Origin of the sequence: Burkholderia sp. AU15512, assembly GCF_002223325.1 — a bacterium.
In the GTDB taxonomy this organism is placed as follows: domain Bacteria; phylum Pseudomonadota; class Gammaproteobacteria; order Burkholderiales; family Burkholderiaceae; genus Burkholderia.
Genome location: NZ_NKEX01000006.1, coordinates 762,534 through 787,858, shown reverse-complemented (window position 1 = coordinate 787,858; position 25,325 = coordinate 762,534). Strand labels below are relative to the sequence as shown.

General features: G+C 64.2%; 17 protein-coding genes and 1 pseudogene. 11 read left to right on the top strand and 7 right to left on the bottom strand.

Features of this window, described 5'->3' with window-relative positions:
• Positions 1-10: 10 nt before the first annotated feature.
• Complete coding sequence (locus CFB43_RS22905) at positions 11-5,152, bottom strand: ATP-binding sensor histidine kinase (protein ID WP_089496682.1); 5,142 nt, start codon at positions 5,150-5,152, stop codon at positions 11-13.
• A 498-nt stretch (positions 5,153-5,650) separates the two neighbouring features.
• Here CFB43_RS22905 and CFB43_RS22900 point away from each other — a divergent pair, with 498 nt between their 5' ends.
• Entirely contained in the window at positions 5,651-6,559 is a 909-nt protein-coding gene (locus CFB43_RS22900) for an AraC family transcriptional regulator (RefSeq protein ID WP_089496681.1), read from the top strand.
• 20 nt (positions 6,560-6,579) lie between these two features.
• Here the strand turns inward: CFB43_RS22900 and CFB43_RS22895 are convergent, their stop codons facing one another.
• Together CFB43_RS22895 and CFB43_RS22890 are read right to left on the bottom strand one after the other, a co-directional pair.
• Positions 6,580-7,452 carry an alpha/beta fold hydrolase gene (locus CFB43_RS22895; RefSeq protein WP_264172453.1) on the bottom strand — a complete coding sequence of 291 codons (873 nt, stop codon included), beginning with the start codon at positions 7,450-7,452 and terminating at the stop codon, positions 6,580-6,582.
• 57 nt (positions 7,453-7,509) lie between these two features.
• Positions 7,510-8,523 carry an MBL fold metallo-hydrolase gene (locus tag CFB43_RS22890; RefSeq protein ID WP_089496679.1) on the bottom strand — a complete coding sequence of 338 codons (1,014 nt, stop codon included), beginning with the start codon at positions 8,521-8,523 and terminating at the stop codon, positions 7,510-7,512.
• 451 nt (positions 8,524-8,974) lie between these two features.
• Between CFB43_RS22890 and CFB43_RS22885 the strand changes: the two genes are divergently transcribed.
• Complete coding sequence (locus CFB43_RS22885) at positions 8,975-9,937, top strand: LysR family transcriptional regulator (RefSeq protein WP_089496678.1); 963 nt, start codon at positions 8,975-8,977, stop codon at positions 9,935-9,937.
• 807 nt (positions 9,938-10,744) lie between these two features.
• On the opposite strand, the gene CFB43_RS22875 is transcribed toward CFB43_RS22885, so the two are convergent.
• Together CFB43_RS22875 and CFB43_RS22870 are read right to left on the bottom strand one after the other, a co-directional pair.
• The gene (locus CFB43_RS22875) at positions 10,745-11,839 is read right to left on the bottom strand and encodes a potassium channel family protein (RefSeq protein ID WP_069251854.1); all 1,095 of its coding nucleotides are present in this window, start codon (positions 11,837-11,839) and stop codon (positions 10,745-10,747) included.
• 90 nt (positions 11,840-11,929) lie between these two features.
• Positions 11,930-13,264 (bottom strand): NAD(P)/FAD-dependent oxidoreductase, encoded by a 1,335-nt coding sequence (locus CFB43_RS22870; protein ID WP_089496677.1) that lies wholly within the window; start codon positions 13,262-13,264, stop codon positions 11,930-11,932.
• Between the two features lie 224 nt (positions 13,265-13,488).
• On the opposite strand from CFB43_RS22870, the gene CFB43_RS22865 reads away from it, so the two are divergent.
• Positions 13,489-14,343 carry a helix-turn-helix domain-containing protein gene (locus tag CFB43_RS22865; protein ID WP_006485970.1) on the top strand — a complete coding sequence of 285 codons (855 nt, stop codon included), beginning with the start codon at positions 13,489-13,491 and terminating at the stop codon, positions 14,341-14,343.
• Between the two features lie 126 nt (positions 14,344-14,469).
• Positions 14,470-16,137, top strand: a complete 1,668-nt coding sequence (locus CFB43_RS22860) for an ATP-binding domain-containing protein (protein ID WP_089432881.1) — start codon at positions 14,470-14,472, stop codon at positions 16,135-16,137.
• A gap of 55 nt (positions 16,138-16,192) precedes the next feature.
• Here CFB43_RS22860 and CFB43_RS22855 read toward each other — a convergent pair whose 3' ends face one another.
• A complete protein-coding gene (locus CFB43_RS22855) occupies positions 16,193-17,752 on the bottom strand; it encodes a methyl-accepting chemotaxis protein (protein ID WP_089496676.1) in 1,560 nt (519 codons plus the stop codon).
• Positions 17,753-17,981: 229 nt separating this feature from the next.
• Between CFB43_RS22855 and CFB43_RS22850 the strand changes: the two genes are divergently transcribed.
• Positions 17,982-19,496, top strand: a complete 1,515-nt coding sequence (locus tag CFB43_RS22850; RefSeq protein WP_089496675.1) for an MDR family MFS transporter — start codon at positions 17,982-17,984, stop codon at positions 19,494-19,496.
• Between the two features lie 58 nt (positions 19,497-19,554).
• Here CFB43_RS22850 and CFB43_RS22845 read toward each other — a convergent pair whose 3' ends face one another.
• Positions 19,555-20,553, bottom strand: coding sequence for a quinone oxidoreductase family protein (locus CFB43_RS22845; RefSeq protein ID WP_089496674.1), 999 nt, complete (start codon positions 20,551-20,553; stop codon positions 19,555-19,557).
• 131 nt (positions 20,554-20,684) lie between these two features.
• Here CFB43_RS22845 and CFB43_RS22840 point away from each other — a divergent pair.
• The 6 genes and pseudogenes from CFB43_RS22840 to CFB43_RS22815 all read left to right on the top strand — a co-directional run bounded on the left by CFB43_RS22840 (position 20,685) and on the right by CFB43_RS22815 (position 25,214).
• Positions 20,685-21,499, top strand: a pseudogene (locus tag CFB43_RS22840) (LysR family transcriptional regulator).
• A gap of 79 nt (positions 21,500-21,578) precedes the next feature.
• Positions 21,579-22,139 (top strand): GNAT family N-acetyltransferase, encoded by a 561-nt coding sequence (locus CFB43_RS22835; protein WP_089496673.1) that lies wholly within the window; start codon positions 21,579-21,581, stop codon positions 22,137-22,139.
• A 9-nt stretch (positions 22,140-22,148) separates the two neighbouring features.
• Positions 22,149-22,988: a MerR family transcriptional regulator gene (locus tag CFB43_RS22830; RefSeq protein WP_089496672.1), complete on the top strand. Its 840-nt coding sequence runs from the start codon at positions 22,149-22,151 to the stop codon at positions 22,986-22,988.
• 123 nt (positions 22,989-23,111) lie between these two features.
• A complete protein-coding gene (locus tag CFB43_RS22825) occupies positions 23,112-24,095 on the top strand; it encodes a sulfonate ABC transporter substrate-binding protein (protein WP_089496671.1) in 984 nt (327 codons plus the stop codon).
• Between the two features lie 414 nt (positions 24,096-24,509).
• Complete coding sequence (locus CFB43_RS22820; protein ID WP_006485974.1) at positions 24,510-24,713, top strand: cold-shock protein; 204 nt, start codon at positions 24,510-24,512, stop codon at positions 24,711-24,713.
• Positions 24,714-24,989: 276 nt separating this feature from the next.
• A complete protein-coding gene (locus CFB43_RS22815) occupies positions 24,990-25,214 on the top strand; it encodes a hypothetical protein (RefSeq protein WP_089496670.1) in 225 nt (74 codons plus the stop codon).
• Positions 25,215-25,325 lie beyond the last annotated feature (111 nt).

Below are 25,325 nucleotides of genomic sequence, written 5' to 3'. Positions count from 1 at the left end.
GACAGTCTGTTCAGTGCGCGATGTCGGCAAGCGGCAGCCGGAACACGAATGCCGCTCCTCCGGACGGTCCGGGCGTGGCGGTCAACATTCCGCGGTGCACCTCCATGATCGATTTGCAGATGGCGAGCCCCATGCCCATTCCGTGCGACTTGGTCGTAAAGAAGGGGTCGAAGATGCGCTCCATCAGCGACTCGTCGATCCCTGGGCCGCTATCGAGCAAGCTGACAACAACATAGCCAGCCTCGATCGTCGACGCCACATCGAGCAGGCGTGGGTGTTCGACACCGTCCATCGCGTCCAGCGCATTGGTAATCAGATTCAGAACGACTTGCTGGATCTGGATCCGGTCGGCCAGGACCTCGGCGCTGCCGCTTTCCAGCCGGACCCGCAGCCGGACACGCTTCGAGTCGATCTCCATCGCCGTCAGCTTCAGCATCTCTTCGACGAGGTCATCGATTACGACCGGCGCGAGCGCGACGGGTGTCTGCTTCGCCAGCGACCTCAGCGCTCGCACGATCTCCGCCGCGCGAACGCCCGACGAACGGATATCTTCGAGGTTGGACAGCGCCTCGGCAATGTTCGGCTGCGCACCGCCCAGCCAGCGCAGGCTCGCACCGGCACTCGACACGATGCTGGTGAGCGGCTGGTTGATCTCATGAGCGATTGATGCGGCGAGCTCCCCCATCACCGTGACGTGGGCCGCATGAGCCAACTCCGTCCGGGCGCGTCGCAACGCCTCTTCCATTTCCTGGCGGCGCGCATTCTCCTCGATGAGTTCGGTATAGAGCCGTGCGGTTTCAAGGGAATTCGCGGCCTGAGGCGCGAGCACCTCGAGCATCGCGGTACGCTTAGGCGTGAATACGCCGTGCACCAACGCGTTCTCAAGATAAAGCACGCCGATCAGGTCTCCCTGCTTGAGCAACGGCAAGCAGAAGGCGGATCGGGTCGGGCGAACGGCGAGGCTCGCCGCATGCTCGGGCATACCCTGCGTCGACGCGTCGTCAAACACGAGCGGCTTGCGCGATCGCATGACGCGATTCAGCATCGATGTCGGTATGTCCTTGTCGACTGGCCGTGTCCGCGTGAAATCGACGACCACGTCGTCGCCATGGACACGGGCCGATGCCTCGATCCTCGGCACGCCGTTGCGCACCAGGATCAGTACGCCGTACTGTGCGCCGGCATGTACGACCATGTTAATCATGAGCGACTGGACGAGGCGCTCCAGGTCGAGCTCTTCGGATAGCGACTGCGCGGTACGCATCGCGACCATGAAATCGAGGTCCGTGCTGCCTTGGATCTCCAGCGGCGTCGCCGCCGGTATAGCGTCGGTCGCGACAAACGAGTGCTGTGCCTCGATCCGAGCCGCCTTGCCAAGCGCGCCCCACCGCCGATAGCACGCGTGGGCGATGCGCAAATGATGGCGTGCAACGCCAGAAAGGGACGATTCGGTCGCGTGACGACTCGCCAATTCGTGGGCAAGCGCCTGTTCGTGCACAAAGCCTTGTGCAGCTGCCATGTGGGCCGACGCCTCGTACAGCTGCATCGCGCGCAGATCGTTGCCTCGCACGCGCTCGAACTCTGCCTCGATCAACATCAGCTTGTTCCGGAACGTACCCGGGTTCAGAGCCGACCAAATCACCATCTGTTCTCGATGAATACTGACTTTCGCGAGCAGTTGCTCCGGCTCCAGCCGCCCCCGATTTGCATGGATCGCGGTCAAAGTCGCGAACAAACGAAAATCTGACAGCATGATATGCGCTGGTGTGGACCAGCTCAGCGGCACAGCCGCTTCGAACGCGGACTCGGCAGTAACCAGATCGCCAAGCAAGAACGCGGATTGTCCGCGCAGAACGAGCGTCCAAAACGACAACACAGCCATGGGGGGGTTCTCACAGCATTCGGTGTGCCCGCTTTCCCTGCCCCGGGATTGCCATGTCCCGATCGTCCGCCCGCTGTCTGTCTGGAGCGATTCGATGAACTCGGCCTGAGTCGTCACCAAGTCGACTATATCGTGGTAGCCGGCACCGCGCGCGATCGTCAACAGCGATTCGATTTCGTCACGGATTCGGGGCAACGTCTCGCCCATCGCGATCAAGTCCGACACGATGTGGTTACAGCTATAGCACTGCCACCGCAATTCCGCACTTTCGTTTCCGGCCGCCCTTGCCTGACGTGCATAACCGAGCGCAGACGCGAGCGGTTGGGTCCACACGCTGACCTGGTCGAGCGCGACCAGGGTTGCCGTTCGATAGCGCTCGAAGCCATGCTTGTCGACGAGCGCAAGCGCGACTTTCGCGAATGCGAACCCCTCTTCGTACGCATCGTAGGCATCCGCAATATAGACGCCGTACCACGCGAGGCCTTGCACGGAGGCACCCGTGACGCCGTATTGCAATGTCAGCCGTACCATGGTCGCCAACTGCAGCAATGTCAGCCCCGCACTCGGATAGAACATCGCCGCCTCAAGGGCGGTCAGCAAACCCATCGCCGCCTCGATGCGAGCGTCATTCATCTTCTCGAGCGCGACGAGCTCCGCGATCGAACGCCCGGCGAGTTCGGCCTCAATTTCACGATACGCGTCTGTCAGATCGTCGATCGACGGTTGGGCGGGAAAATCGATGTCGAACAACCTCAAGCCTTCGAGCGCGACATCGACGGCCCCCGCATAATCCGAATTGACGGTCAGCAGTGCTGCCTTGAGCCGATAAGCTTCCGCGGCATCGATCGCCGAACGCATGCGGGGCAGCAATGCATCGATTTCCCGTGCGGCGCTCTCTAGGTGACCAGTGGCAAGCAATGTGCGACAACGCAGCACGGTCAGAGCCTTCGCGAGATCGTACGTATCACTCCAGGCGCTCTTGCCGAGCAAGGTTTCGGCCGCTGCGAGAAATGCAAGCGTCCTGTCGCGCGCGGCGGCTGCCGCGGTGCGCTCCGCCGCGAGAATCAGCGTGCTTGCAAACGAAACTGCCCGTGCACGCTCGACCGGGATGCGAATCGCGCGCTCGATCTGCGCTGCGATATCAAGCACATTGTCCGGATTACCTGCAGACGACAGCGAAATCATTGCGGCAGCAATTTGCTCGTGCCGCGCCGCGCGGGTAGCCGGATCGATCAGCCCGTAAGCCGCCTCGCGAATCCTGTCGTGGGCGAATCCCCATTGCTCGCCCTGCCGCCAGACGAAACCCGTCCGCCGCGCTTGCTCCAGCCGATACAGTACGTCGCCCCGCGACGTTCCCAGTATGCGGGCGATGCGGCCGGAATCACACTCCGTCCCGATACACGCAAGCCAACTGAGCATATCCCGCTCGGCCGGCGACAATCCCCCCAGTCGATGCTCCAACAATTCGACGACGTTTTCCGCGTCGTGGTGTCGTTTGATTGCCTCTCCGTCCCAGGACCACTCATGACTGTCCCCATCGAAGCGAACTAGTCGGGCATCGAAGAGCGCACGCAACAGTTGCCGCACATGGAGCGGATTGCCTTCCGCCTTCGTATGGATCAGTTCACCTAGATCGCGCACACGATCGAGCGGTTCGTTCAGAAAAGATCCGATCATTCGAGCGACGTCGGATACTTGCAGCGGCGTGAGATCGATCGCAGTCGTGCAGACGCCGCGCAGGCGTTCGACGAACGCTCGAAAACGGGCTGTCTGATCGTACTCGGGAGGCCGACAGGTGACGACAACGCACAGGTTCGCCGGCGCATCGGCAATTAACGCCTCGACGAAGTCGAGCGTCGCGTCATCGGCCCATTGGACGTCGTCGATCGCAAGCAACAGCGGCGAACCTGGTGACGCGAAGGCGGAAAATGCGCCGGCCAGTATCTGGTGAACGCGCGATACCGGCATCGTGCCGGTCCCATCCGCTTCGACTTCCTGTATGCCCATCGTCTGCGCGAACTCGGGGGCCAATTGAGCTAGCAAGCCAGCGTGTTCGTGCAGACGCTCACGGATTCCCTGCGTCAGATGTACGCGTGCGTCGTCTTCCCGCGGGGCGACATGAGGTAATAGCGAGCGCAACGCGCCGACGATCGGCGCATACGGTTGCGAAGACTGATATTGATCGACCTTTCCGATGCCGCAGAACTGCGACGACAGATTCAACCGCACCTTGAGCCGGTTGATGAGCATCGTTTTTCCCAGCCCGGCCCCGCCCTCGATCAGTACCATTGACGAGCGCCCCGTCAGCGCAACATCGTCATAGGTATCGACGAGCTGGCGCAGTTCGCCTTCGCGCCCGACGAACGCACCGGACCCAGCCTCCTGCAAGAAGCGGTCGGCACGTGCGAGATCGAACGGTGCTACCGCACCGGACGCCGTCCACGCTGCCACAATGTACGCGAGATCGTGATGAAGCGATTTGGCGGTCTGATAGCGGGTATTCGGATCTTTCGACAACAGCTTGAGGATGACCTCGTCGAGTATCGGCGGCACGTCTGCCCGGTGCTTGCCCGGTTTCGCAGGCTCGATTGCGACATGTGCATGCAACCATTCGGCCAGCGAGGACACCTTGAACGGATACGTGCCGGTCAATAGCTCGAATAGCGTGACGCCAAGCGAATATAGATCACTTCGTTCGTCGTCGAACGCATCTTCCCACATGGTTCGCTCAGGCGCGGCGTACGGCGCCGCAGCCTCGCTGGGCTGCCGTCTGAAACGTAGCTCGCCAGTCAGGTCGCAAGCATGCATGAACGAGCGAATACGGACGATGCCATTCGAGTCACGTACGAAATTCGCAGGCTGAATATCGCCATGTACAAGACGCTGCTCATGCGTCTTCGCGACGCACCGCGCCATTCCAATCGCGATAGAGAGAAACTGAGCAACGGACAATTTTCCGCACAGCGCCGATAGCGACGTGCCAGCGCTCATCTCGTAAATCAATGCCGGTCCGTCCGCGGTCCGGACCAGCGCATGCGGTACGACGGCCCAGTCCTGTGACAGCTTGGCTCGGACATTGAATTCGCGTTCAATGTGGCTGCACGACACCTCATTTGACCATTCCGTCTGCAATGCAAGCCAGGCTGTGTCCGACGCGAGATCGACAATCTGAAATTCGACAAACTTGTCTGATGCCCGAATGAAGTTCTGCGTGGCTTGCGCGTATCGTCTCTCGTCCCAGACGATCCCTTCAGCGACGTGATTCTCCATGCTTCGTTTCACTATTCAACACATAGTCACATACGACGAATCGCTTCCCCGACTCGTCCCTCCCACCCAGTGCCGCTAGCGGCACGACACTTCAAACGACACGTCCCGTCGGTTATGTGTATCTTGTCCGGTCACAATTTTTGGGATGTTCTGGCGCCATTGTGAGCGCATGTCGGCAAACGCAAGCTGATTGTCTGCGCGCTTCGAATCGCGGCGCTTTCGGGCCGAACCTTCGAAATTGCTTTCAACGTTCACTTACCCTGCACCGCAACGATCGATGCGGTCCCGACTTTATCTCAAAAGAGGAGGCTGTTCTTGTACTTTTGGTACGTGAATTGAAGGAGAGTTACGTCACAGCGCACCGATACGTTCATCGTAGGTTGCAAGCACCGATCGTGCGCACCGTGGCTTTCATTGATTCGAGGTTTTTTTGTGCGGCGCAACAGTGTAATCTTCACTCTTCGCCAACCTTCCTTATTTTGATCCGAGGTACGCCGCATGCTGCTTACTGCCCAGCCCGCCGCCGGCCCGATGAAGAAGGATACGCTTGGGTGCACGTCAAGCCAGCTGCGCACAAATCTGGAAATGCGCGGCACCGATGTGACGTTCTACCGAAAATGCATGGACAACGGTACCGTCCATCGGGTTGCCATGCCCGCCTCGGATCGTGGGTACTTGATTGGCGTATCGATGAACAGTGGTCATCGGCGCGACATTTTCCGTGGGCAACGCAAGATTGCACGACAATTCAGCGACGACTCGATCTATATCCGCGATATGTCCGACGACTATCGCGCCGATCTTCACGGCAATTTCGATTTCGTGCTCATCGAGCTGCCTGGATTATTTTTTGATCGTCTCGATGCCGAACGCGACGCGGGCCGGTTCGCCGGACTGACATGTTCGATCGATCAGCGTGACCCGGTACTGGGCCACCTTGCCCGCGCGGTCGCCGGGTGTTTCGATACCGCGGGCGCGCTGAACGCGCTCTTCGTCGAACAGATGGGGCTTGCCATCGGCATCCATCTTTCGAAGCAATACGGAACGCCTTTGCTTCCCGCAAGCCGTATGGGTGGCATGCTGTCGCGCGCGCAGGAAGCGCTGGCAAAAGAACTGCTGATCGCGAACCTGAATGAAGGCATGGCAATCGCGGACGTCGCTCGCGAATGCAATCTGTCACGCGGCTATTTTATTCGCGCATTCGCCAAGACCACCGGTCGCACGCCGCATCAGTGGTTACTGGATCAACGCATTCAGAAGGCCCGCAAGCTCGTCGAGTCATCGGAGATGACGTTAACCGAAATTGCCACTTGTTGCGGGTTCGCCGACCAAAGCCATTTAAACCGCACCTTCACCCGGGTCGTTGGCAAACCGCCCGGCGCCTGGCGACGTCGGGGCGGCCGCTGACGCGATAAGCAAGCGGGTAATCAACGCCCGGTCCAGCCGCCCAGAAAATCGAGCAGCAACGCATTGACGCGCTCGGGCTGCTCTTCCTGCGGCAGATGACCGCAACGTGAGATCGGCTCGGCGCGCAGATTGGTCGCCATCCCCTCCCACACCGCCTTCATATCGAACATTCCACCGACCGCGTAAAAGTCCTCGCCCCATATTGCCATCGTCGGGCAGGCGATCCGGATGTCGGCGTCCGCCTGATCTTGCTCGACGTCCTGCGCGTTCGCTCGGTAGTCCGACATCGCGCCCCGTACGGCGCCTGGTCGCTTGTACGCTTTCACGTACGTCTCGAAATCCGTTCCCTCGATCGTGTGCGGGTTGTAACACCAGTCGGAGAAGAAATGGCGCAACCAGGCCTCCTCATTGCCGGCGATCAGCGTCTCGGGCAAGTCCACTACCAGATGGAACAGGAAGAACCAGTATGCGCGCGCCGTTTTCGGACTCATGTTTTCTGCAACGATACGCGTCGGCACATTGTCCATGACCACCAGCCGGTCGACACGTTCCGGATGATCCTTCGCGAGCCGCGTAGCAACCCGTGCGCCGCGATCGTGCCCGACCAGCACGACTTTCTCGATCCCCAGCGCGTCCAGCAGGCGGATGATGTCCAGCGCCATGTTGCGCTTGTCGTATCCGGACGCCGGCTTGTCGGTTTCGCCGTAGCCGCGCAAATCCGGCGCAATCACGCGATACGTTCGGGCGAGCACCGGAATCTGGTGGCGCCATGCGTAGCTGGTCTCCGGAAAGCCATGGAGCAACACGACAACCGGCCCGCTGCCTGCGTCGAGGTAATGTTGCCTGATGCCGTTCGCGACCAGCGTATGGTGAGTGACTGCAATGTTTTCCAACGTTTCCACGATCGATCCTTCAAAAAGTCTTGGAAAATTGCCGCTGCCTGCGCGGCATCAAGGGCCAGGCGTTACACTGGTCCTGGGCATCGGCGAAGCGTCGTAGTTGACAGGCACCCAGTCAAAGGTGTCACCATCCTTCCGCACGTGCCCGAGTCCCGGAAACGAAACATGGGCCGCACCGACGAGGTAACGTCGGTCCGCAACTTCACGCAGAATTTCCTGTCGAGATTCGTGCGCTTCCGATGGATCGCTGTCGTACTTGACGGTAGCTTGCAGTTGCCGAAGCTGAATTGCAGCGACATGCACGACATCCCCCCAGACCAGCAGGCGCGCGGAGCCGCTTTCGACCAGATAGGCCATCTGGCCAGGTGTGTGGCCAGGAAGTGAAATCGCACGAATGCCCGGTTCGAGTACGCCGTCGCGATCGTACGTCTTGAACCGCCCAACAGCACGGTAAGGTTCTATTGCCGCTGTTGCTGCGTCAAAGAACGGCGCGAGAAGCGGCGACGCTTGAGTCTTGTTGGCCGGATTGAGCCAGTAGTCGGCCTCCTTGCGGCTTACCCTGACAACTGCATTCGGAAACACGGCCACACCTTTCGAAGCAATACCGCCGATGTGGTCTTCGTGCATGTGGGTAAGCAAAACCTCGTCGACCTGTTCCGGTCGATAGCCGGCTGCACGAAGGTTGTCGACCAATCGTCCGCAGCAATCACCATACAGCGAGCCAGCGCCAGCATCGATCAAGATCAGTTTCTCTCCGGTATTCACCAGAAACGCATTGATCGATCCTTGCACGGGCGGCGCAAGGAATGCGCGCTGCAGATCGTTCTCGATGTCTGCATTCGACACACCTTCGACCACCTTGTCGATCGGGAACGGATGGGTTCCGTCCGACAGCGCTGTAACTTCGAACGTCCCCACCATCGTTCTGTAGAAGCCCGGCGCCTGTTTGCCGGCAAACGGTGCGGCAGCAAAGGCAGCAGCTACCCATGCCGTCGCGAACCCAGCCAGACACAGCTTCAAGCACTTGCGCGCGTGCATCCAGGCTCTTTCTCGAAAGCTTTCCATTCAAGTCCTCTGGTGTTTGGTCATGTGCATCCAGCATAACGACCGCCGCACGCTGCGTCCCTAAACTTCCTGAATCGTTCTGATTCGTTTTCTTTAGTCGCTAACGTGAGACCCGGCACCGCGACCCCGAGGTCTCCGATCACTTCCGTCGCTTCCGGAAACGAGATATTGCGGTCGCCCTGATCACTGAGGAGCGTCGTCGCTGACGCGAGTCTCGATCGATATGTGTACAGGGAATTGCATGCCTATACGCAAGGAGTATCGACTGTGCCCGGATGTCTAAACCGACCTCCGCATGTATGGATAGCTTGATTGCCAGCACCCATCTATCTTTTGTCTGAAGCACGGCAGTTGATTGACAAGATCACGTGAGCGGAGGCCTGCACCAGCGGTGCATCACCGGTGACGAACCGTGCCACCCTCGACCGTTCGACCAGGACTGAACGTATCCATGGACAAGATCACAAACATGCGCATCTTCGCGCGCGTCGCGGAAGTCAAGAGCTTCACTGCAGCGGCGGAGCACTTGCAATGCACAACAGGCAGCGTTTCGCGCGCCGTGTCGACACTCGAAATCCAGCTACGAGCCCGACTGCTGAACCGCACGACGCGTTCAATTTCGCTAACCGAACCAGGTGAACACTACTATCGGAAATGCAAGAAAATCCTCGCTGATCTCGAGGATGCGGAGACTGAAGTCGGCACGGCGCACCTGTGTGCGCGAGGTCAATTAAAAGTACATTGCATGCCTGAAGTCGGACGCGTGCCCTTGACGCACGCAATCGTCGACTATCGACGAGATTTCCCCGCCGTTTCCGTCAATCTCCGATTCGCGCCGAGAACTGGAAATCTGGTTGAAGAGCATGTCGATGTCTCAATCGTCTCAGCGAAGTCGCTGCCGAATTCAGAAAACGTCGCGAAGCGGGTCGGGGAATGCCGCCGAGTCCTAGTAGCAGCACCATCGTTCGTCCGTGAGCATGCGATCGAGACAATCGACGATCTATCGCAGCATGCACTGACTCCGATCCCGCTAGCAGCCCGTTCTGTACGACCGGCGATCCAGGCTACTGTGCCCGGACATGTCAGCCGAGATTCCCATGCGCCGTTCGTCGTTGACGACCCGGAAGCTATCCGGATCGCGCTGCTTGCAGGAATCGGCGTCGGCGTGCTGCCACTTCATTGCATTGCGGACGACATACTTGAGGGTCGCCTGATACCACTATTTCCCGACCACACCATCGAAGGTACGAGTATTTTCATCGTCTATCCGTGTCGTCAGTTTCTCGATGCCAAGATCGCCACGTTTGTTGATTTTCTGACGGTGCGGTTGCGAGAAATACTCAGCGCGGCAACGACAACGCAGCAAGCAACTCGCACCGCGTTCAGACGCTCTGTCCCGCAGGCTCAAAGCTGACGACCGAATACAGTGGCTTCCAGGCGTCAAGAATTTCACCTTTCCGATAGCGGGTTAGGAGACTCGCCCAGCCCCATCACCAATTGCTTTTCCATGAGCGATCAGTCGCGTGATCGACCAGACCCTGGAGTTCTCCGGCGAAGCACATCAACGTGCCACCGGAACGCGTGGCGCTGGTATGCCGAGTTGGTAAGTGAGCGTCGCGCCGTATGCGAACACGACGGCGAACACTGGCAAATTTCGATTGACGGCCGTCGTCTGGCGGGCGATCACTCGTTCGATATGGCCCTCCTCAACGCATATGCAATCACAAAGGCGCGGGAGGCTCTGGGGCGAACGCAGACCGTCTTGCCGTAACCAGACCGCTTTCATTTCCTATTGCACAAAATCGCTGCCGGTCGCTCCGGTCGTGGGTACTGCCGGCACGCGCTGGACTGGGCATACACGCAAATACGAGCCGACTAGGTGCTCGACAGCCATCTAACGGGAGCGGTCGAGGGCGTCTATTACGCTGTCGGCAACACGATCCAGGCATCCGGCGGCCATGACGGCACGTATCTGGGTGCCGAACTCAAATTCGGATGGTAGGTGTGGCCGATTTATTGAAATCGTTGAAAAACATACCTGTTGCCGCATGGATGCCACCTAACCAGGCTTCGAACCATCGATTCCAACGAGGATCGAAGTGGCTTGATGCGGATTCCGGACGCCTACACGACGCCCATGCAGTGCGCACCGATAAGAATTTTCCTAAAAATGAAATATATCAACGCACTGAATTAGTTTATTTTTTCCAGTCCAATCTCCTCAAACATCCGGATCCGGAATCCGCGCCGACTGGATCACGACCAGCGTGTCCCCTTTCTCGATCCGGCACGGCGGGTCTTCATAGAACGAAAAGATCTTCCCGCACCGATCGAGCCCGACGACGATCGCGCCCGGCACGACGTTCGTCATGCAGCCGACTTCCTGCGGCATCGCCTCGCGCTCCAGCAGCGTCGCGCGGCCGCGCGTCGACAGCATGTCGTTCACGAACGGCACGATATAGCGGCTATGCACGGCGTCCGCGAGCAGCAGCGCGCCGATCTTCGTCGACGACACGATCACGTCCGCGCCCGCCTGCCGCAACTGCCGCTGGTACAGGTTCTCCTGGATCCGCACGACGATCTTCGTATCGGGCGCGATGCTGCGCACCGACAACGTGAGCAGTATCGCGGTCGGATCATCGGTCACCGAAATGATCACGGCCTTCGCTTCGCGCACCTGTGCCTGCTGCAGCAGATCCTCGTGCGCGGGATCGCCGAGCAATCCCGCCACGCCGAGCGACGTCGCGGCCTCGATCGCCTGCTGCTGCGAATCGATCACGATGAGCGTCGCCGGATCGACACCGCTTTCGAGCAGTTCGCGCACGGCGATCGAGCCGGACAAGCCATAACCGCAGACGACGATGTGATCGGACAACTGTTTCTGCAGGCGTTTCATGCGGAATTCCTCGATGACGCGCTGGATCACGAACTGATACGCCGTGCCCAGGAAAATGAACCAGATGACGATGCGGATCGGCACGATGAAGAACGCATCGATCAGGCGCGCCCGCGCGGTGACGGGCACGATGTCGCCATAGCCGACCGTCGCGACCGTGACCATCGTGAAGTACACGAGATCGGCGACGGTCATCGGCGTGCTCTTGGTCGAATCGCGCAACCCGTCGCGATCGAGATACAGCACGAGGAACGCGAGCGTGCACAGCAGCACGACCGCGCCGATGCGGAACAGCAGCGTGCGCCGCGGCGACGTCGCGGGACGCGTGAACAGCGTGCGCGCACGCGGCGCCTGCCACGGATTGCGGGCGCGACGCAGGCGTGAGCGCAACGAGCGGCGCTGGGCGGAGGGCGAAGCCAACGGGGAATCTCCTGAAGGATGCGGGCTCGATTCTACGATGGGTCGGCCGCGACCGGCCGGCGTCCTCGTGTCGATGCGCCGATGCGGCCGTTACAGCATGCTGCGCGGCCGCACCATCGTGCCGTCGACGAAGCGCTGCGCACGAAACGCCGACAGGTCTAGCGACGGCGCCCCCGTGTCGATCCATTCGGCCAGCAGCCGCCCGACGATCGGCCCCATCGCGAAACCGTGTCCGCAGAACCCCGTCGCGATCGCGAGCCCGGACGGCGTGCCCGGCGCATCGATCACCGGAATGCCGTCGGGCAGCACGTCGATCAGGCCGGCCCAGGCCTCGACGATCTGCGCGTCCTTCAGCGCGGGAAAGATCGCCTTGAGTTTCGCAAGCGCGCGCGGCGCATGCGCGCGATTCGGCTGCGGCTGCGGATCGCGCGGCTCTATCGGCCCGGTCGCCCCGTTGATGCGTGCCAGCGCATCGCGCCACGCGGCCCCGTTCACGTGCAGCCGGAATTTGTCGCGCTGCGCCCAGAACTCCGGCCAGAACAGGCTCAACCCGCGCAGGTGGCCAAGCGTCAGGTCGACGTCGACCTGCATGTCGTCGGCAAGATTGATCGCACCGTTCTTGCGCTGCCGGATACCGAGGCCGTGGCCCCACACCGTGGACGCCGACACCGGCGGCACCACATTGGTGCGCATGCAGGTGCCGCGCACGGCCTGTTGCGGGAGCCGGATGCCGACGCCATCGAGCAGCCGGAAGCTGGTCGCGCCGGCCGCGCAGATCACGCGCCGCGTGCGGATCGTGCCGCGCTCGGTCACGACGCCGACCACCGCACCGCCGGCCGTCTCGATCGCGGTCACGCCGCAGCCTTCGAAGAAGCGCGCGCCCGCCTCGGCGGCACGCGCGGCGAACGCGGCGGCCACGCGACGCGGCTCGGCCTGCCCGTCGGTCGCGGTGTACAGCCCGCCGAGCGTGCGTGCGTCCGGCGAAAGGCCGCTGACGCGCGCGTCGATCTGCGCGCGCGTCAGCGTACGCGTGTCGAGCCCGTGCTCGCGCGCGACGGCGAGCCACGCGTTGAACGACGCCCAGTCCGTTTCGTTGTCCGCAATATAGAGACAGCCGCCCTGCCGCCATTCGAGATCGAAACCGAGGGTTTCCTCTAACTCCTCCCAGATCTTGATGCCGGCCATCATCAGCGGCACCTCGGCCGCTTCGCGCCCCTGCTGCCGCACGAAGCCCCACGCACGGGTCGACCGCTGTCCGGCGAGGCGCGACTTGTCGAGCACGACGGCCTTCAGGCCGCGCAAGCTCAGGTAATACGCGGCTGCGCAGCCCATGATGCCGGCGCCGGCGATCACGATATCGGCTTCTGCCGGGAAGGCGGTATCGGCGAGGGTCAGGGCATCATGCAGCGGATAGGTTGTCGTCATTGTTTCCTGTTAGGCGTTAATGCATTCGAATGTGGGCGGCGGTGGTAACGTCGTGACACACCTTTCACACAAACGCACCTTTCGCCACGCTGAATAACGACCATTTTGCGGTAAAGTTATCTTTTCCGCGCGTGGCCGGTCGGCTCGCCCCTGGACGTCATGAAGACTGTCCGTCGAGACTGCCGCAAGGCGTCGTTCTGAACGTCACGATCCGTTCCCGTAGCATGACCACTGAAGCAATCACCACGGATTCCCTCGCGGTTGCCGAGCGCGTGCGCGAGCTGATGACCCGCAACGGCATCGGCAAGCGCCAGCAGACCACCGAGCTGTGCCGCATCCTCGACCTGAGTTTCTCGCAAGGCCACCGCAAACTGCGCGGCAGCAGCCCCTGGACGCTCGCGCAGATCAAGAAAGTCGCCGAAGCGTACGGCGAACCCGCCGCGCAGCTGTTCGGCGCGCAAACGCTCGACCCCGGCATGGTCGGCGCCTATTCGCAGGAGGCCGTCCTTTACGCGGGCGTCGCCGAGATTCCGTGCACCGCCTGGATCGGCGCGCCGCTCGAAGCCGGCGCGCGCCCCGAATTCGTCGCGTACGAACAGAACGGCCGCTGGCGCGTGCTGCGCCACACCGGCGTGCTGTACCAGAACGCGTACGACGTGCACAAGATCGAGATCTATCCGCGCCGCGCGGAAAGCGACAAGCTCGTCGTCGCGGTGATCGACCCCGATCGCGTCAGCGCGACCGAGCTGTGCCGCTATCTCGAACGCCAGGGTTTCGCGACCGCCGCATTCGACGGCCTCGCGCCGTTCGTCGACGCGCTGCAGGGCCAGGCGTTCGACGCGGTCCTGACCGAATGGCTGTTCGACGACAGCACGGCCGCCACCGCGATCAAGGCCGTGCGCACGTCCGACAACCCGGGCGCACCGATCTTCGTGCTGACCGGCGACCTGCTCACCGGCCGCGCGAGCGAAGCCGACATCAGCGAAGTGATCCGCGCGTTCGACGTCGTCTGCTACGAAAAGCCCGCGCGCATGGCGATCCTCAGCGCCGATCTCGCGAAACGGCTCGCCCGCGGGTAACGTCCCAGGGCCGTTCTTCCTCCTGACGGCCAACGTCCGCGCGGCACGGCGGTCGTGAACCGGTGCATAGCTCAGTACAATAGCCGCACCCGTTCACGCCCACGCCGGCTTCCGCCGCCCGACGCCATGGCCCGCCTCATCCCCGACGACTGGAAAAGCCTCGCCGCGACCGGCGCGGCCGAACGCGAGCGCGAAACGCTCGCCGCGCTCGAACACGCGCTGCCCGACAGCTACACCGTGTATCACGGCGTGCACTGGACCCGCGCCGACCAGGCGTTCTCTGTGTTCGGCGAGGCCGCGTTCGTCGTCGTGAGCCCGGCCGGCCGCGTGCTGCTGATCGAGCAGAAGGCCGGCTTCCTGCGCGAAACGCCGAAGGGGCTCGTGAAGGTCTATCTGCAGAAGGAACGCAATGTCCCGATCCAGCTCGCGCGCACGCAGGAAACGCTGCACCGGCGCCTGACGGCCGCGCTCGGCGCGGGCGTCTACGGCGTCGAGGCGCTGCTGTACTGCCCCGACTACTCGATCCGCGACGCATCGATCGCCGGCGTCGCGGCCGACCGCATCGTCGATGCGTCGCGCAAGGCGCAGCTCGCGCAGGTGATCCTGCAGATCCTGCCGGAAGACGACGAGCACTTCCCGAACGCGCCGAAACTGCACCACTTCCTCGCGGACGAGCTCGCGCTCACGCCCGACACGAGCGCGCTCGTCGGGCAGGCCGGCACGCTCGTCACGCGGCTGTCGGGCGGGCTCGCCGCGTGGGCGCGCCAGCTCGAATTCGCACCGTTCCGGCTGCGCGTCACCGGCACGGCCGGCTCGGGCAAGACGCAGCTCGCCGTGCAGGCGATGCGCGATGCGGTCGCCGCCGGCAAGCGCGTGCTCTACGTGTGTTTCAACCGGCCGCTCGCCGACTACATCGCGCGCATCGCGCCGCCCGGCGCGAAGATCGCGAACTACCACCAGTTGTGCGACTGGGTCGCGCGTGACGGCGGCTATACACCCGACTTCCAGGTGCCCGGCGAATTCGAACGGCTCGAAGCGCGCTTCGCGGCAACCCCGATTCCCGAGCGCTGGCGCTTCGACGTGCTGGTCGTCGATGAAGGACAGGATTTCCATGCGCCGTGGGCGGCCGCCCTGGCGCGCCTGCTGGCGCCGGAAGGCGCATGGTGGTGGCTGGAAGATCCGCTGCAGAATTTGTACATGCGCGAGCCCGTCGCGCTGCCGGGCTGGGTCACGCTGAAGGCGCTCACGAACTACCGGAGCCCGCGCGATCTGCTCGAATTCGTGCGCGACATCGTCGGCCGGGTCGAGCCGCTGGCGGCCGAGCTACGCTCGGGCAGCCCGTTCGACGGTTCGGATCCGTCGGTGTCGTCGTACGGGGAAGAAGGCGCGTCGGCAGACGCGCTGGCCGACGCCTGCATCGACGCGACCAAGCGGGCGATCACGCACGCGCTGTCGCTCGGCTTCCGCAAGCAGGACATCGCGGTGCTGTCGTATCGCGGTCGCGAAGGCTCGGTGCTCGCGCCGCTCGACCAGCTCGGCCCGCACCGGCTCAAGAGCTTTACCGGCAAGTACGACCTGTTCGGCAACCCGGAGTATCGCGAAGGCGACGTGCTGCTCGATTCGATCTACCGCTTCAAGGGCCAGTCGGCGCCGTGCGTGATCCTCACCGAGGTCGACTTCGACACGCTCGACGCGCGTGCCGCGCGCAAGCTGTTCGTCGGCGCGACGCGTGCGACGATGAAGCTGCTGATCGTCGCGTCGTCCCGCGCGGCCGCGCAACTCGCGGCCGTCTGATGTAACGGGCGGACGGCAGGCGGGCCAGCGCCCGCCCGTCGCCGCCCACGGTCGATCAGGCGACGCGGAACGCGCCGACCGCGCGGCGCAGCCCGTCGGCCTGCTCTTCCAGCGACGCGGCCGCCGCCGCGGCCTGCTCGACGAGCGCCGCGTTCTGCTGCGACACCTGGTCCATCTGCGACACCGCGCGGTTCACCTGCTCGATCCCGTCGCGCTGCTCGTTCGACGCCGCCGCGATCTCGGTCATGATGCCCGTCACGCGGCCGATCGCCTGCTGGATGTCCTGCATCGTCGCGCCAGCCGTGCCGACGAGCCGCGAGCCGGTCGCGACGCGCTCCACCGATTCCCCGATCAGCGTGCGGATTTCCTTCGCCGCCGACGCCGAACGTTGCGCGAGCGTGCGTACCTCGCCCGCGACCACCGCGAAGCCGCGGCCCTGCTCGCCCGCGCGCGCGGCTTCGACCGCCGCGTTCAGCGCGAGGATGTTGGTCTGGAACGCGATGCCCTCGATCGTGCCGATGATGTCGGCGACCTTCTGCGAGCTCTGGTCGATCTCGTTCATCGTGCCGATCACTTCGCCGACCACCGTCGCGCCGCGCGTGGCGATCTCGCTCGCGGTATCCGCGCAGGCCTGCGCCTGCATCGCATTGTCCGCGTTCTGCTTCACGGTCGCGGTGAGCTGTTCCATGCTCGCGGCCGTTTCCTGCAGCGCGGACGCCTGTTCCTCGGTGCGCTGCGACAGGTCGGTGTTGCCGGCCGCGATCTGGTGCGTCGCCGTCGAGATCGCTTCGGAACCCTGGCTGACCTGGCGGACCGTATCCGCGAGGCTGCGCTGCATGCCGGTCACGCCCTTGACCAGTTCGGCCATCTCGTCACGCGACGACCAGCGTACTTCCGACGTCAGGTCGCCTTCCGACAGGCGGCGGAAATGCGACAGCAGCCGGTTCACCGGCTGGGTGATCGCGTAATGCAGGCCGATCGCGCAACCGAGGCACGCGGCCAGGCCGAACGCGATACCGGCGATCGCGCCCGCGCGCATCCAGCCGTAATAGGTCTGCGCGGTGTCGTACACGTCCTTGCCGCGTGCGACCTGGTACGCATCGAGCGCATCGGTCGCCTGCGTGAGCGCGACCGACAGCGGCGGCGCAACCGACATCAGCAGCCGGTCGGCCTCGTCGCGACGGCCGTCGCGGACCGCGTCGATCATCGGCTTCAGCGCCTGCCCGATCAGCGCCTGGCGCGCGGCGTCGAGGCGGCTCGCGAGCGGGCCTTCGTCGCCGTCGTGCGGCATCGACGCGTAGCCGCGCCAGGCAGTGTCGGCCTTCGCGAGATAGTTCTCGGCCTTCTTGACGAGATCGGGCACTTCCGGCGCTTCCGGATGCAGCATCGCGCGGTCGAGCGTCGTGCGCACGATCGTCAGGTTCAGGCTGGCCGCCGACAGCGCGGTCTTCGCAGCCAGTTGCTGCGTATAAGCCTCGTCGAGCGCGCGGTTCGAGCTCTGCATGCCGGCGAGGCCGATCAGCCCCGATACGACGAGCAGCGCGGCAACGAGGCCGAGCGTGGAGAAAATCCGCGTACGGATCGAGAAACGGGAAAACAGGGCGTTCAGGTTCATGACGGGACGTGAGCGGTGAAAAGAGCCGCGGCAATCGGTCCGCAGCACTCTGGATTACGGTTTGCCTGCAAAAAACTTGAGTCCGTCCCCGCTTTCCCGTGATCCCGGTCAATTTTCCGGGCCGGCAATCTCCTGTTACGGTTGCAACACATCGAGGCTGAGCAGAAATTGACCAGTCAACTATCAATGGCTATATTCGACACAATTCCCTGCCATGGCAGATATCTCGATGACAACCAACATCCTCCTCACTCCGCCGGCCGCCGAAACGGCCCGCCGCGACGCGCCGACCGGGCTGATCGTCGCCGCGCTGCTGCTCGTCATGCTGCTGTCCGCACTCGACCAGACGATCGTGTCGACCGCGCTGCCGACGATCGTCGGCGAGCTCGGCGGGCTCGACCAGTTGTCGTGGGTCGTCACCGCTTACCTGCTCTCCTCCACCGTCGTGCTGCCGCTGTACGGCAAGCTCGGCGACCTGTACGGCCGCAAGATCGTGCTGCAAGCCGCGATCGTGCTGTTCCTCGCGGGCTCCGCGCTGTGCGGCGTCGCGCAGGACATGACGCAGCTGATCGTGCTGCGCGCGCTGCAGGGGCTGGGGGGCGGCGGCCTGATGGTCGTCACGATGGCCGCGATCGGCGATCTGGTGCCGCCCGATCGCCGCGCGCGCTACCAGGGGATGTTCGGCGGCGTGTACGGCCTCGCGACGATCATCGGCCCGCTGCTCGGCGGCTTCCTGGTCGAGCACCTGTCGTGGCGCTGGATCTTCACGATCAACCTGCCGCTCGGCTTTCTCGCGCTCGCGGTGATCGGCGTCGCGTTCCGGCCGCACGGCGCGCACGTGAAGCACCGGATCGACTACATGGGCGCCGCGTTCCTCGCCACCGCCCTCACCTGCGTGATCCTGTTCACGAGCGAAGGCGGCTCGCTGCTGCCGTGGACGTCGCCGCAACTGTGGATGACGCTCGTGCTCGGCATCGTCGCGATCGGCGGCTTCATTTATGAAGAGCGGCTCGCGGCCGAGCCGATCATGCCGCTCGAGCTGTTTCGCCATCGCACCTTCGTGCTGGTCAGCCTGATCGGCTTCGTCGTCGGCATCGCGCTGTTCGGCTCGGTCACGTTCATTCCGCTCTACCTGCAGGTCGTGAAGGGCTCGACGCCGTCGCAGGCCGGGATGCAGCTGCTGCCGATGATGGGCGGAATGCTCGTGACGTCGATCGTCAGCGGCCGGCTGATCTCGCGGCTCGGCTCGTACCGGATGTTCCCGATCCTGGGCACGCTGACCGGCGGCATCGCGATGGCGCTGCTGTCGACGCTGACGCTCGATACGCCGCTGCACACGATGTATGCGTACATGGCGCTGCTCGGGATCGGCCTCGGCATGGTGATGCCCGTGCTCACGCTTGCCGTGCAGAACACGGTCGAATTCCGGCACATGGGCGTCGCGACGTCGGGCGCAACGCTGTTCCGCTCGATCGGCGGCTCGCTCGGCGTCGCGGCGTTCGGCGCGCTGTTCTCGCACGGGCTACAGTCGCGGGTGATGGCTGCGCTGCCGGCCGGCACGGCGCTGCCGCCCGCGCTCGGCCCGGCTGCCGTCCACCAGTTGCCGGATGCCGTGCGCGACGCGTACCTGCATGCGTTCGCCGGTTCGCTGCACGTCGTGTATCTGGCCGCGGCGACGGTCATCGCGATCGCGTTCGTGCTCGCGTGGTTCGTCGAGGATGCGCCGCTGCGCAAGCACCACTGAGCCTCCCGTGGATCGCGACGCGAGCGTCGAGCCGCCTCGCGATCCCCATCCCCCGCCATCACGGCACCAGCACGACCCCGCCCGTCGTCGCACGCGACTCCAGCAACCGGTGCGCATCGGCCGCCTGTTCGAGCGGCAGCCGCGCGCCGATCTCCACATGCATGCCGCCCGCGAGCCGTTCGAGCGTCGCGCGCGCAGCCGCCCGATATCCGTCGACGTCACGCGCGATGAAGCCCAGCACGCTCGGCCGTGCCAGCGCGATCGACCGCGCCGGCCCCAGTTCGTCGAGATCGAACGTCTGCCGCGCACCGATCGCGGCCACCTGCCCGATGCTCGCGACCATCCCGAACGGACGGACCGCGCCGAGCGTGCGCGTCAGCACGTCGCCGCCGATCCCGTCGATCGCGTAATCGACCCCCGCGCCGCCGCCGAACGCGCGTGCCGCCGCGACGAAATCCTCCTCCCGGTAATCGACGACCGCGTCGGCGCCATGCTTGCGAACAAGCGCGGCTTTCGCGGCCGACCCGACCGTGCCGATCACCCGCGCGCCGAGCGCACGCGCCCATTGCGTCGCCAGCAAGCCGACGCCGCCGGCGGCCGCATGCACGAGCACCGTGTCGCCGGCGCCGACCTGCCGGACGCGATGCAGCAGCATGTAAACGGTGATCCCTTTCAGCAGCCCGGCCGCGGCGGCTTCGTCGCTCAGGCCGTCGGGAATCGGCAGCACACGCCCGGCCGGCATCGTGCGCAGGCTCGCATAGCTGCCGGTCGGCATGCCCGCATACGCGACGCGCTGGCCGGGAACGAGATCCGTCACGCCCGGCCCGACCGCATCGATCACGCCGGCCGCTTCGACACCGAGCGCATCCGGCAGCGCCGGCAACGCGTGCGCGCCCGACCTGAAATAGATGTCGACGAAATTCACGCCGATCGCGGTCTGGCGAATCCGTACTTCGCCCGCGCCGGGCGGCGCGACGGGCGCATCGACGCGGCGCAGCACGCCGGCGTCGCCGTAGCGGTCGATCCCGATCCGGATGGCGGTGGCAGTCTGGGTCATGACGTTCCTCGTAATCGAATGAAGTGACACGATCATCCCATCGTGCATAATCGAACGGAATTCCCGTCAATCGCCCATCTACTGTGCAAAATTCGACCGATCACGATCCCGGTTCCGCGTCCGCGCTGCCGATGAGCTGGGACGACATCCGTTATTTCCTCGCGGTGATGCGCGGCGCATCGACGCGCTGGAGTCCGCGCTCGGCATCCGGCTGTTCGACCGGCTGCCGCGCGGCTGGCCGCCGACCGACGAAGGGCTGCACCTTGCCGAGCACGCCGCACGCCTCGAAACCGACGCACATGCGTTCGCGCGTGCCGCCCAGGGCGCGGCGGCGCTCGACGGCGTGGTGCGCGTATCGGCGTCGCCGGTGTTCGCCAGCCACTTCCTCGCGCCGCGGCTCGCCCGCGCGCAGCGCGCATGGCCGGCGCTGCGCATCGACCTGCTGGGCGAGATGCACGCGGCGAACCTGTACGCACGTGAAGCCGATCTCGCCGTGCGGCTGTCGCGGCCGACCGAGCCGGGGCTCGCCGCGCGCCGGCTGGGCACGATGCGTTTCGCGCTGTGCGCAGCACCGGAATGGGCGGATGCACCGCCCGACACCTGGCCGTTCGTCGGCTACGACGACGCGCTCGCTCAGACGCCGCAGCATCAGTGGCTCGCCCGCTTCGCGGCCGGCCGCCGTTTCGCGTTCGTCACCAACGATCTGGCCGCGCAGCATCGCGCGTGCGCGGCCGGCGCCGGCGTTGCGCTGCTGCCGCGGTTTCTCGTCGACGATCCGGCCGCGCATGCGGGCGCGCCGCTCGTCGAGCTGACGGCTGCACCGCGCTGCGACATCGAGCGCGAGATCTGGCTCGTGGTGCACCCGGACGTGCGCCGGTCGCCGCGCGTGCAGCGCGTCGCCGACGCAATCGCCGAAGCCGTTCACGCAGCGGCCGGCCGGCTGTAGCCGGGTGCCGCCGAACAACGCTTTGCGATCCGCTCCAGCGACCGGCATAGTGGCGCTTTGAATTCACCGGACTGCCGCCATGCCGACCGCCCCCGCCTGTGTCGTTCGCGACGCAACCGACGCCGACCTCGACGCGATCCGCGCGATCTATGCGCACCACGTGCACCACAGCGTCGCGTCGTTCGAGGAAACGCCGCCCGATGTCGCCGAACTGCGCGCGCGCCGCGACGCGGTGCTACGCGACGGGCTGCCGTATCTCGTCGCCGAATGCGACGGCCGCGTGGCCGGCTACGCGTACGCGACGCCGTACCGCACCCGCCGTGCATACCGCTTCACGATCGAGGACTCGATCTACATCGACGATGCGCAGCGCGGGCGCGGAATCGGCCGCGCACTGCTCGCCGCGCTGATCGAACGCTGCGAGGCCGGCCCGTGGCGGCAGATGATCGCGGTGATCGCCGACGGCGGTACCGGCGGCTCGACGTCACTGCATCGCGCGTTCGGTTTCGAGCCGGCCGGCGTGCTGAAGGCGGTCGGTTTCAAGCACGGCCGCTGGATCGATACGGCGCTGCTGCAGCGCCCGCTCGGTAACGGCGCGGACACGCTCCCCGTCTCGCCTGAGCCTGTCGCGTCGCGCTAGAATGGCCGCATGTCAAAACAGACTCATTCCACACCCGACGAGGCAGCGCCGGACGCCCGCAACGAGTACACGGTCGACGAACTCGCGCGCGTGTCCGACACGACCGTGCGCAACGTCCGTGCGTACCAGGATCGCGGTTTGCTCGCGCCGCCGGAAAAGCGCGGCCGCGTCGGCATTTACGACGACACGCACGTCGCGCGGCTGAAACTGATCAACCACCTGCTCGCGCGCGGCTACACGCTGTCGAACATCCAGGACCTGATCAAGGCGATCGACGAAGGCCACGACCTGCGCTCGATCCTCGGTCTCGAAAACGCGATCGGCGGCCGCTGGTCGCACGAACTGCCGAAGACCTATTCGCTTGCCGCGCTCGCGCAGATGTTCGGCCCGCAGGCCACCACGCAGCTGTCGCGCGTGACCGAACTCGGCCTGCTCGAACGGCGCGGCCTGTCGTTCGTCGCCAAGAGTCCCGCGCTGCTCGAAGCGGCCGCCGCGATGACGAAGGAAGGCATTCCGCCGCGCGAGCTGCTCGACGTGATCAGCCTCGCACGGCCGCATTTCGACGCGATCGCGCGGCTGCTGGTCGATCTCGTCGTGAAGCGGCTCGACCGCTACGACGCGGGCACGCTGCCGCCCGCCACCGACGTGCCCGAACTGGTCGACGCGATCTGGCGCCTGCGCCCGCTCGCGGCCGTGTTCGTCGAAGGCGAGACGAACCGCGCACTGGAAACCGCGGCAAGCGCGTATCTCGGCGGCCGCGTCGCGACGATCCTCGACAAGAAGCTCAGCGACGAGGCCGCGCGGCAGTCCGGCACACCTTCGCCGGAACACGGCGGCGACGAAGCATAGGCGCGCCGCCGTCATATTGATATCGGCAATGCTTCGTTTGCGGGCGTGATTGCCCATGCGACGATTCTTCCAACCGAGCGGCACCGCCGCCCGCCCGAAGACGTTTTGCATGGAGTCCGTTCGATGATTCGTTTCACCCGCTGGATCGCCCGCACCGCCGCCGTCACCACGCTCGTCGCGCTGTCCGCCGCGTCGGCCTTCGCGCAAGGCGGCGCCGACAAGGTCGTGCGCATCGGCTACCAGAAGGCCGGCCTGCTGTCGGTCATCAAGGCGCAAGGTTCGCTCGAAGCGCGGCTCAAGCCGCTCGGCTATGGCGTGCAGTGGTTCGAATTCCCGGCCGGCCCGCAGCTGCTCGAAGCGCTGAACGCGAACAGCATCGACTTCGGCTATACGGGCGCGCCGCCGCCCGTGTTCGCCCAGGCGGCCGGCGTGCACTTCGTCTATGTCGGCGCGGAACCGCCGGCGCCGCACAACGAGGCCGTGATCGTGAAGGCCGATTCGCCGATCGGTTCGGTCGCCGGCCTGCGCGGCAAGAAGATCGCGCTGCAGAAGGGCTCGAGCGCGAACTACCTGCTGCTCGAAGCACTGAAGCAGGCCGGCGTGCGCTACGACGAAATCCGCCCCGTGTATCTTCCGCCCGCCGACGCGCGCGCCGCATTCGAGAGCGGCAACGTCGATGCGTGGGTCGTCTGGGATCCTTACTATGCGGCCGCGCAGAATGCGCTGAAGGTGCGGACACTGTCCGACTACACGGGCCTCGCGGCGACCAACAACTTCTACGAAGCCACGCAGGACTTCGCGCAGCAGCATCCCGACGTGGTCGGCGCGATCCTGAAGCAGGCGCGCGAGACGGGCCAGTGGGTCAACACGCATCCGGCCGACACGGCGGCGCTGATCGCACCGAAGGTCGGCCTGCCGCAACCGATTGTCGAGACGTGGATCAAGCGTGTCCCGTTTGGCGCGGTGCCGCTCGACGAAAAGATCGTCGCGGCCCAGCAGGGCGTCGCCGATGCGTTTTATGCGGCGAAGCTGATTCCGCAGAAGCTGAACGTGGCCGACAACGCATGGGTCGATAAAAGTGCGCAGCGTGCGCTCGCGGCGAAGTAGCGGGAACGCAGCGCGCAATGTGTCAAAACGGCCGCCGGGCACACGACTCGTCGGCCTTTCTTGTCCTTGTCGAATTTTCGGGAAACGCGGGACGCGCTGTCGGCGTTCGCGCCAGCGCGCGAGTCTCGCGTTTGCGTCTATTGTGGACGCCCCTGCACGCCATGCCGCATAGCACGCTCCGCCCTGCAGGGCCACATCGCTTCATCCGCAAAACGGGCTGCGAAGTGAAACAGTTACAAGTTAGTGATTGACGCCACCGCTGCCCAGCGGTTAATGTCTCGGTCGAAGTTCAAGAAGTCCGATTGCTGTTCATCAATTGATCGCTCCTCAGCGGTATTCGTTGTCCTCTCCCTCCTTGACGCTTCAAGCGCTCTTTCCAGAGCAAATCTTCATATTTTTTCTCAAGGAATCTTCATGGATACCGGTATCGTCAAGTGGTTCAACGACAGCAAAGGCTTTGGCTTCATCACGCCCGACAACGGCGGCGACGATCTCTTCGCTCACTTCTCCGAAATTCGCGCCGACGGCTTCAAGACGCTGGCTGAAAACCAGAAAGTGAGCTTCGAAACGAAGCAAGGCCCGAAGGGTCTGCAAGCGGCCAACATCAAGCCGCTGTAAAGTTTGAAGGATCCGGCGCCCCGTCACGGGCGCCGGGTTGCAGCGACATCCTCGCGGAGCCTGGTCTCCCAAAGTTGGCGCGATTGCTCTTGGCTGCATCGGTTCATTGAGCAGCTCGCCGCGCGCCACACGCCTCGTTGCACTTCATTCCCCCTCTGGCTGCCAAGCCCTTTTTCGCTTTACGACTGCGCCAGATTCAGCTCGCAATGGCTTTGAATCGGCATATCCGTGCACATCCGCACGGCACGCGCGCACTCGAACATGATTAAAATTAAAATGCATAACGAACAAATTCATCAATACAACGGCTATGCCGTCCAACCCTCGGCGCATCGTTTGCCCGACGGTAGTTTTTCGTCCAACCTGCTGCTTGAACGCGCCGGCAGCCCTCGCACCGAAGCCCGCTACCAGTTCTATTCGCTCGATTACTTCACGAGCGAGGAGCAGGCGTTGCAGCATTCGGCCCGCTGGGCACGCAACTGGGTCGACACGCGCGGTTAAACACAACGCCAGGCCCTCGATCCAGCGACGAGCAACGCGCCGACGGTCTTCGCCGGCCGACTGGCTTCACTAGCCTGCCCCCTCTCCGCCGAACGCGTTCCGTCTGATCAG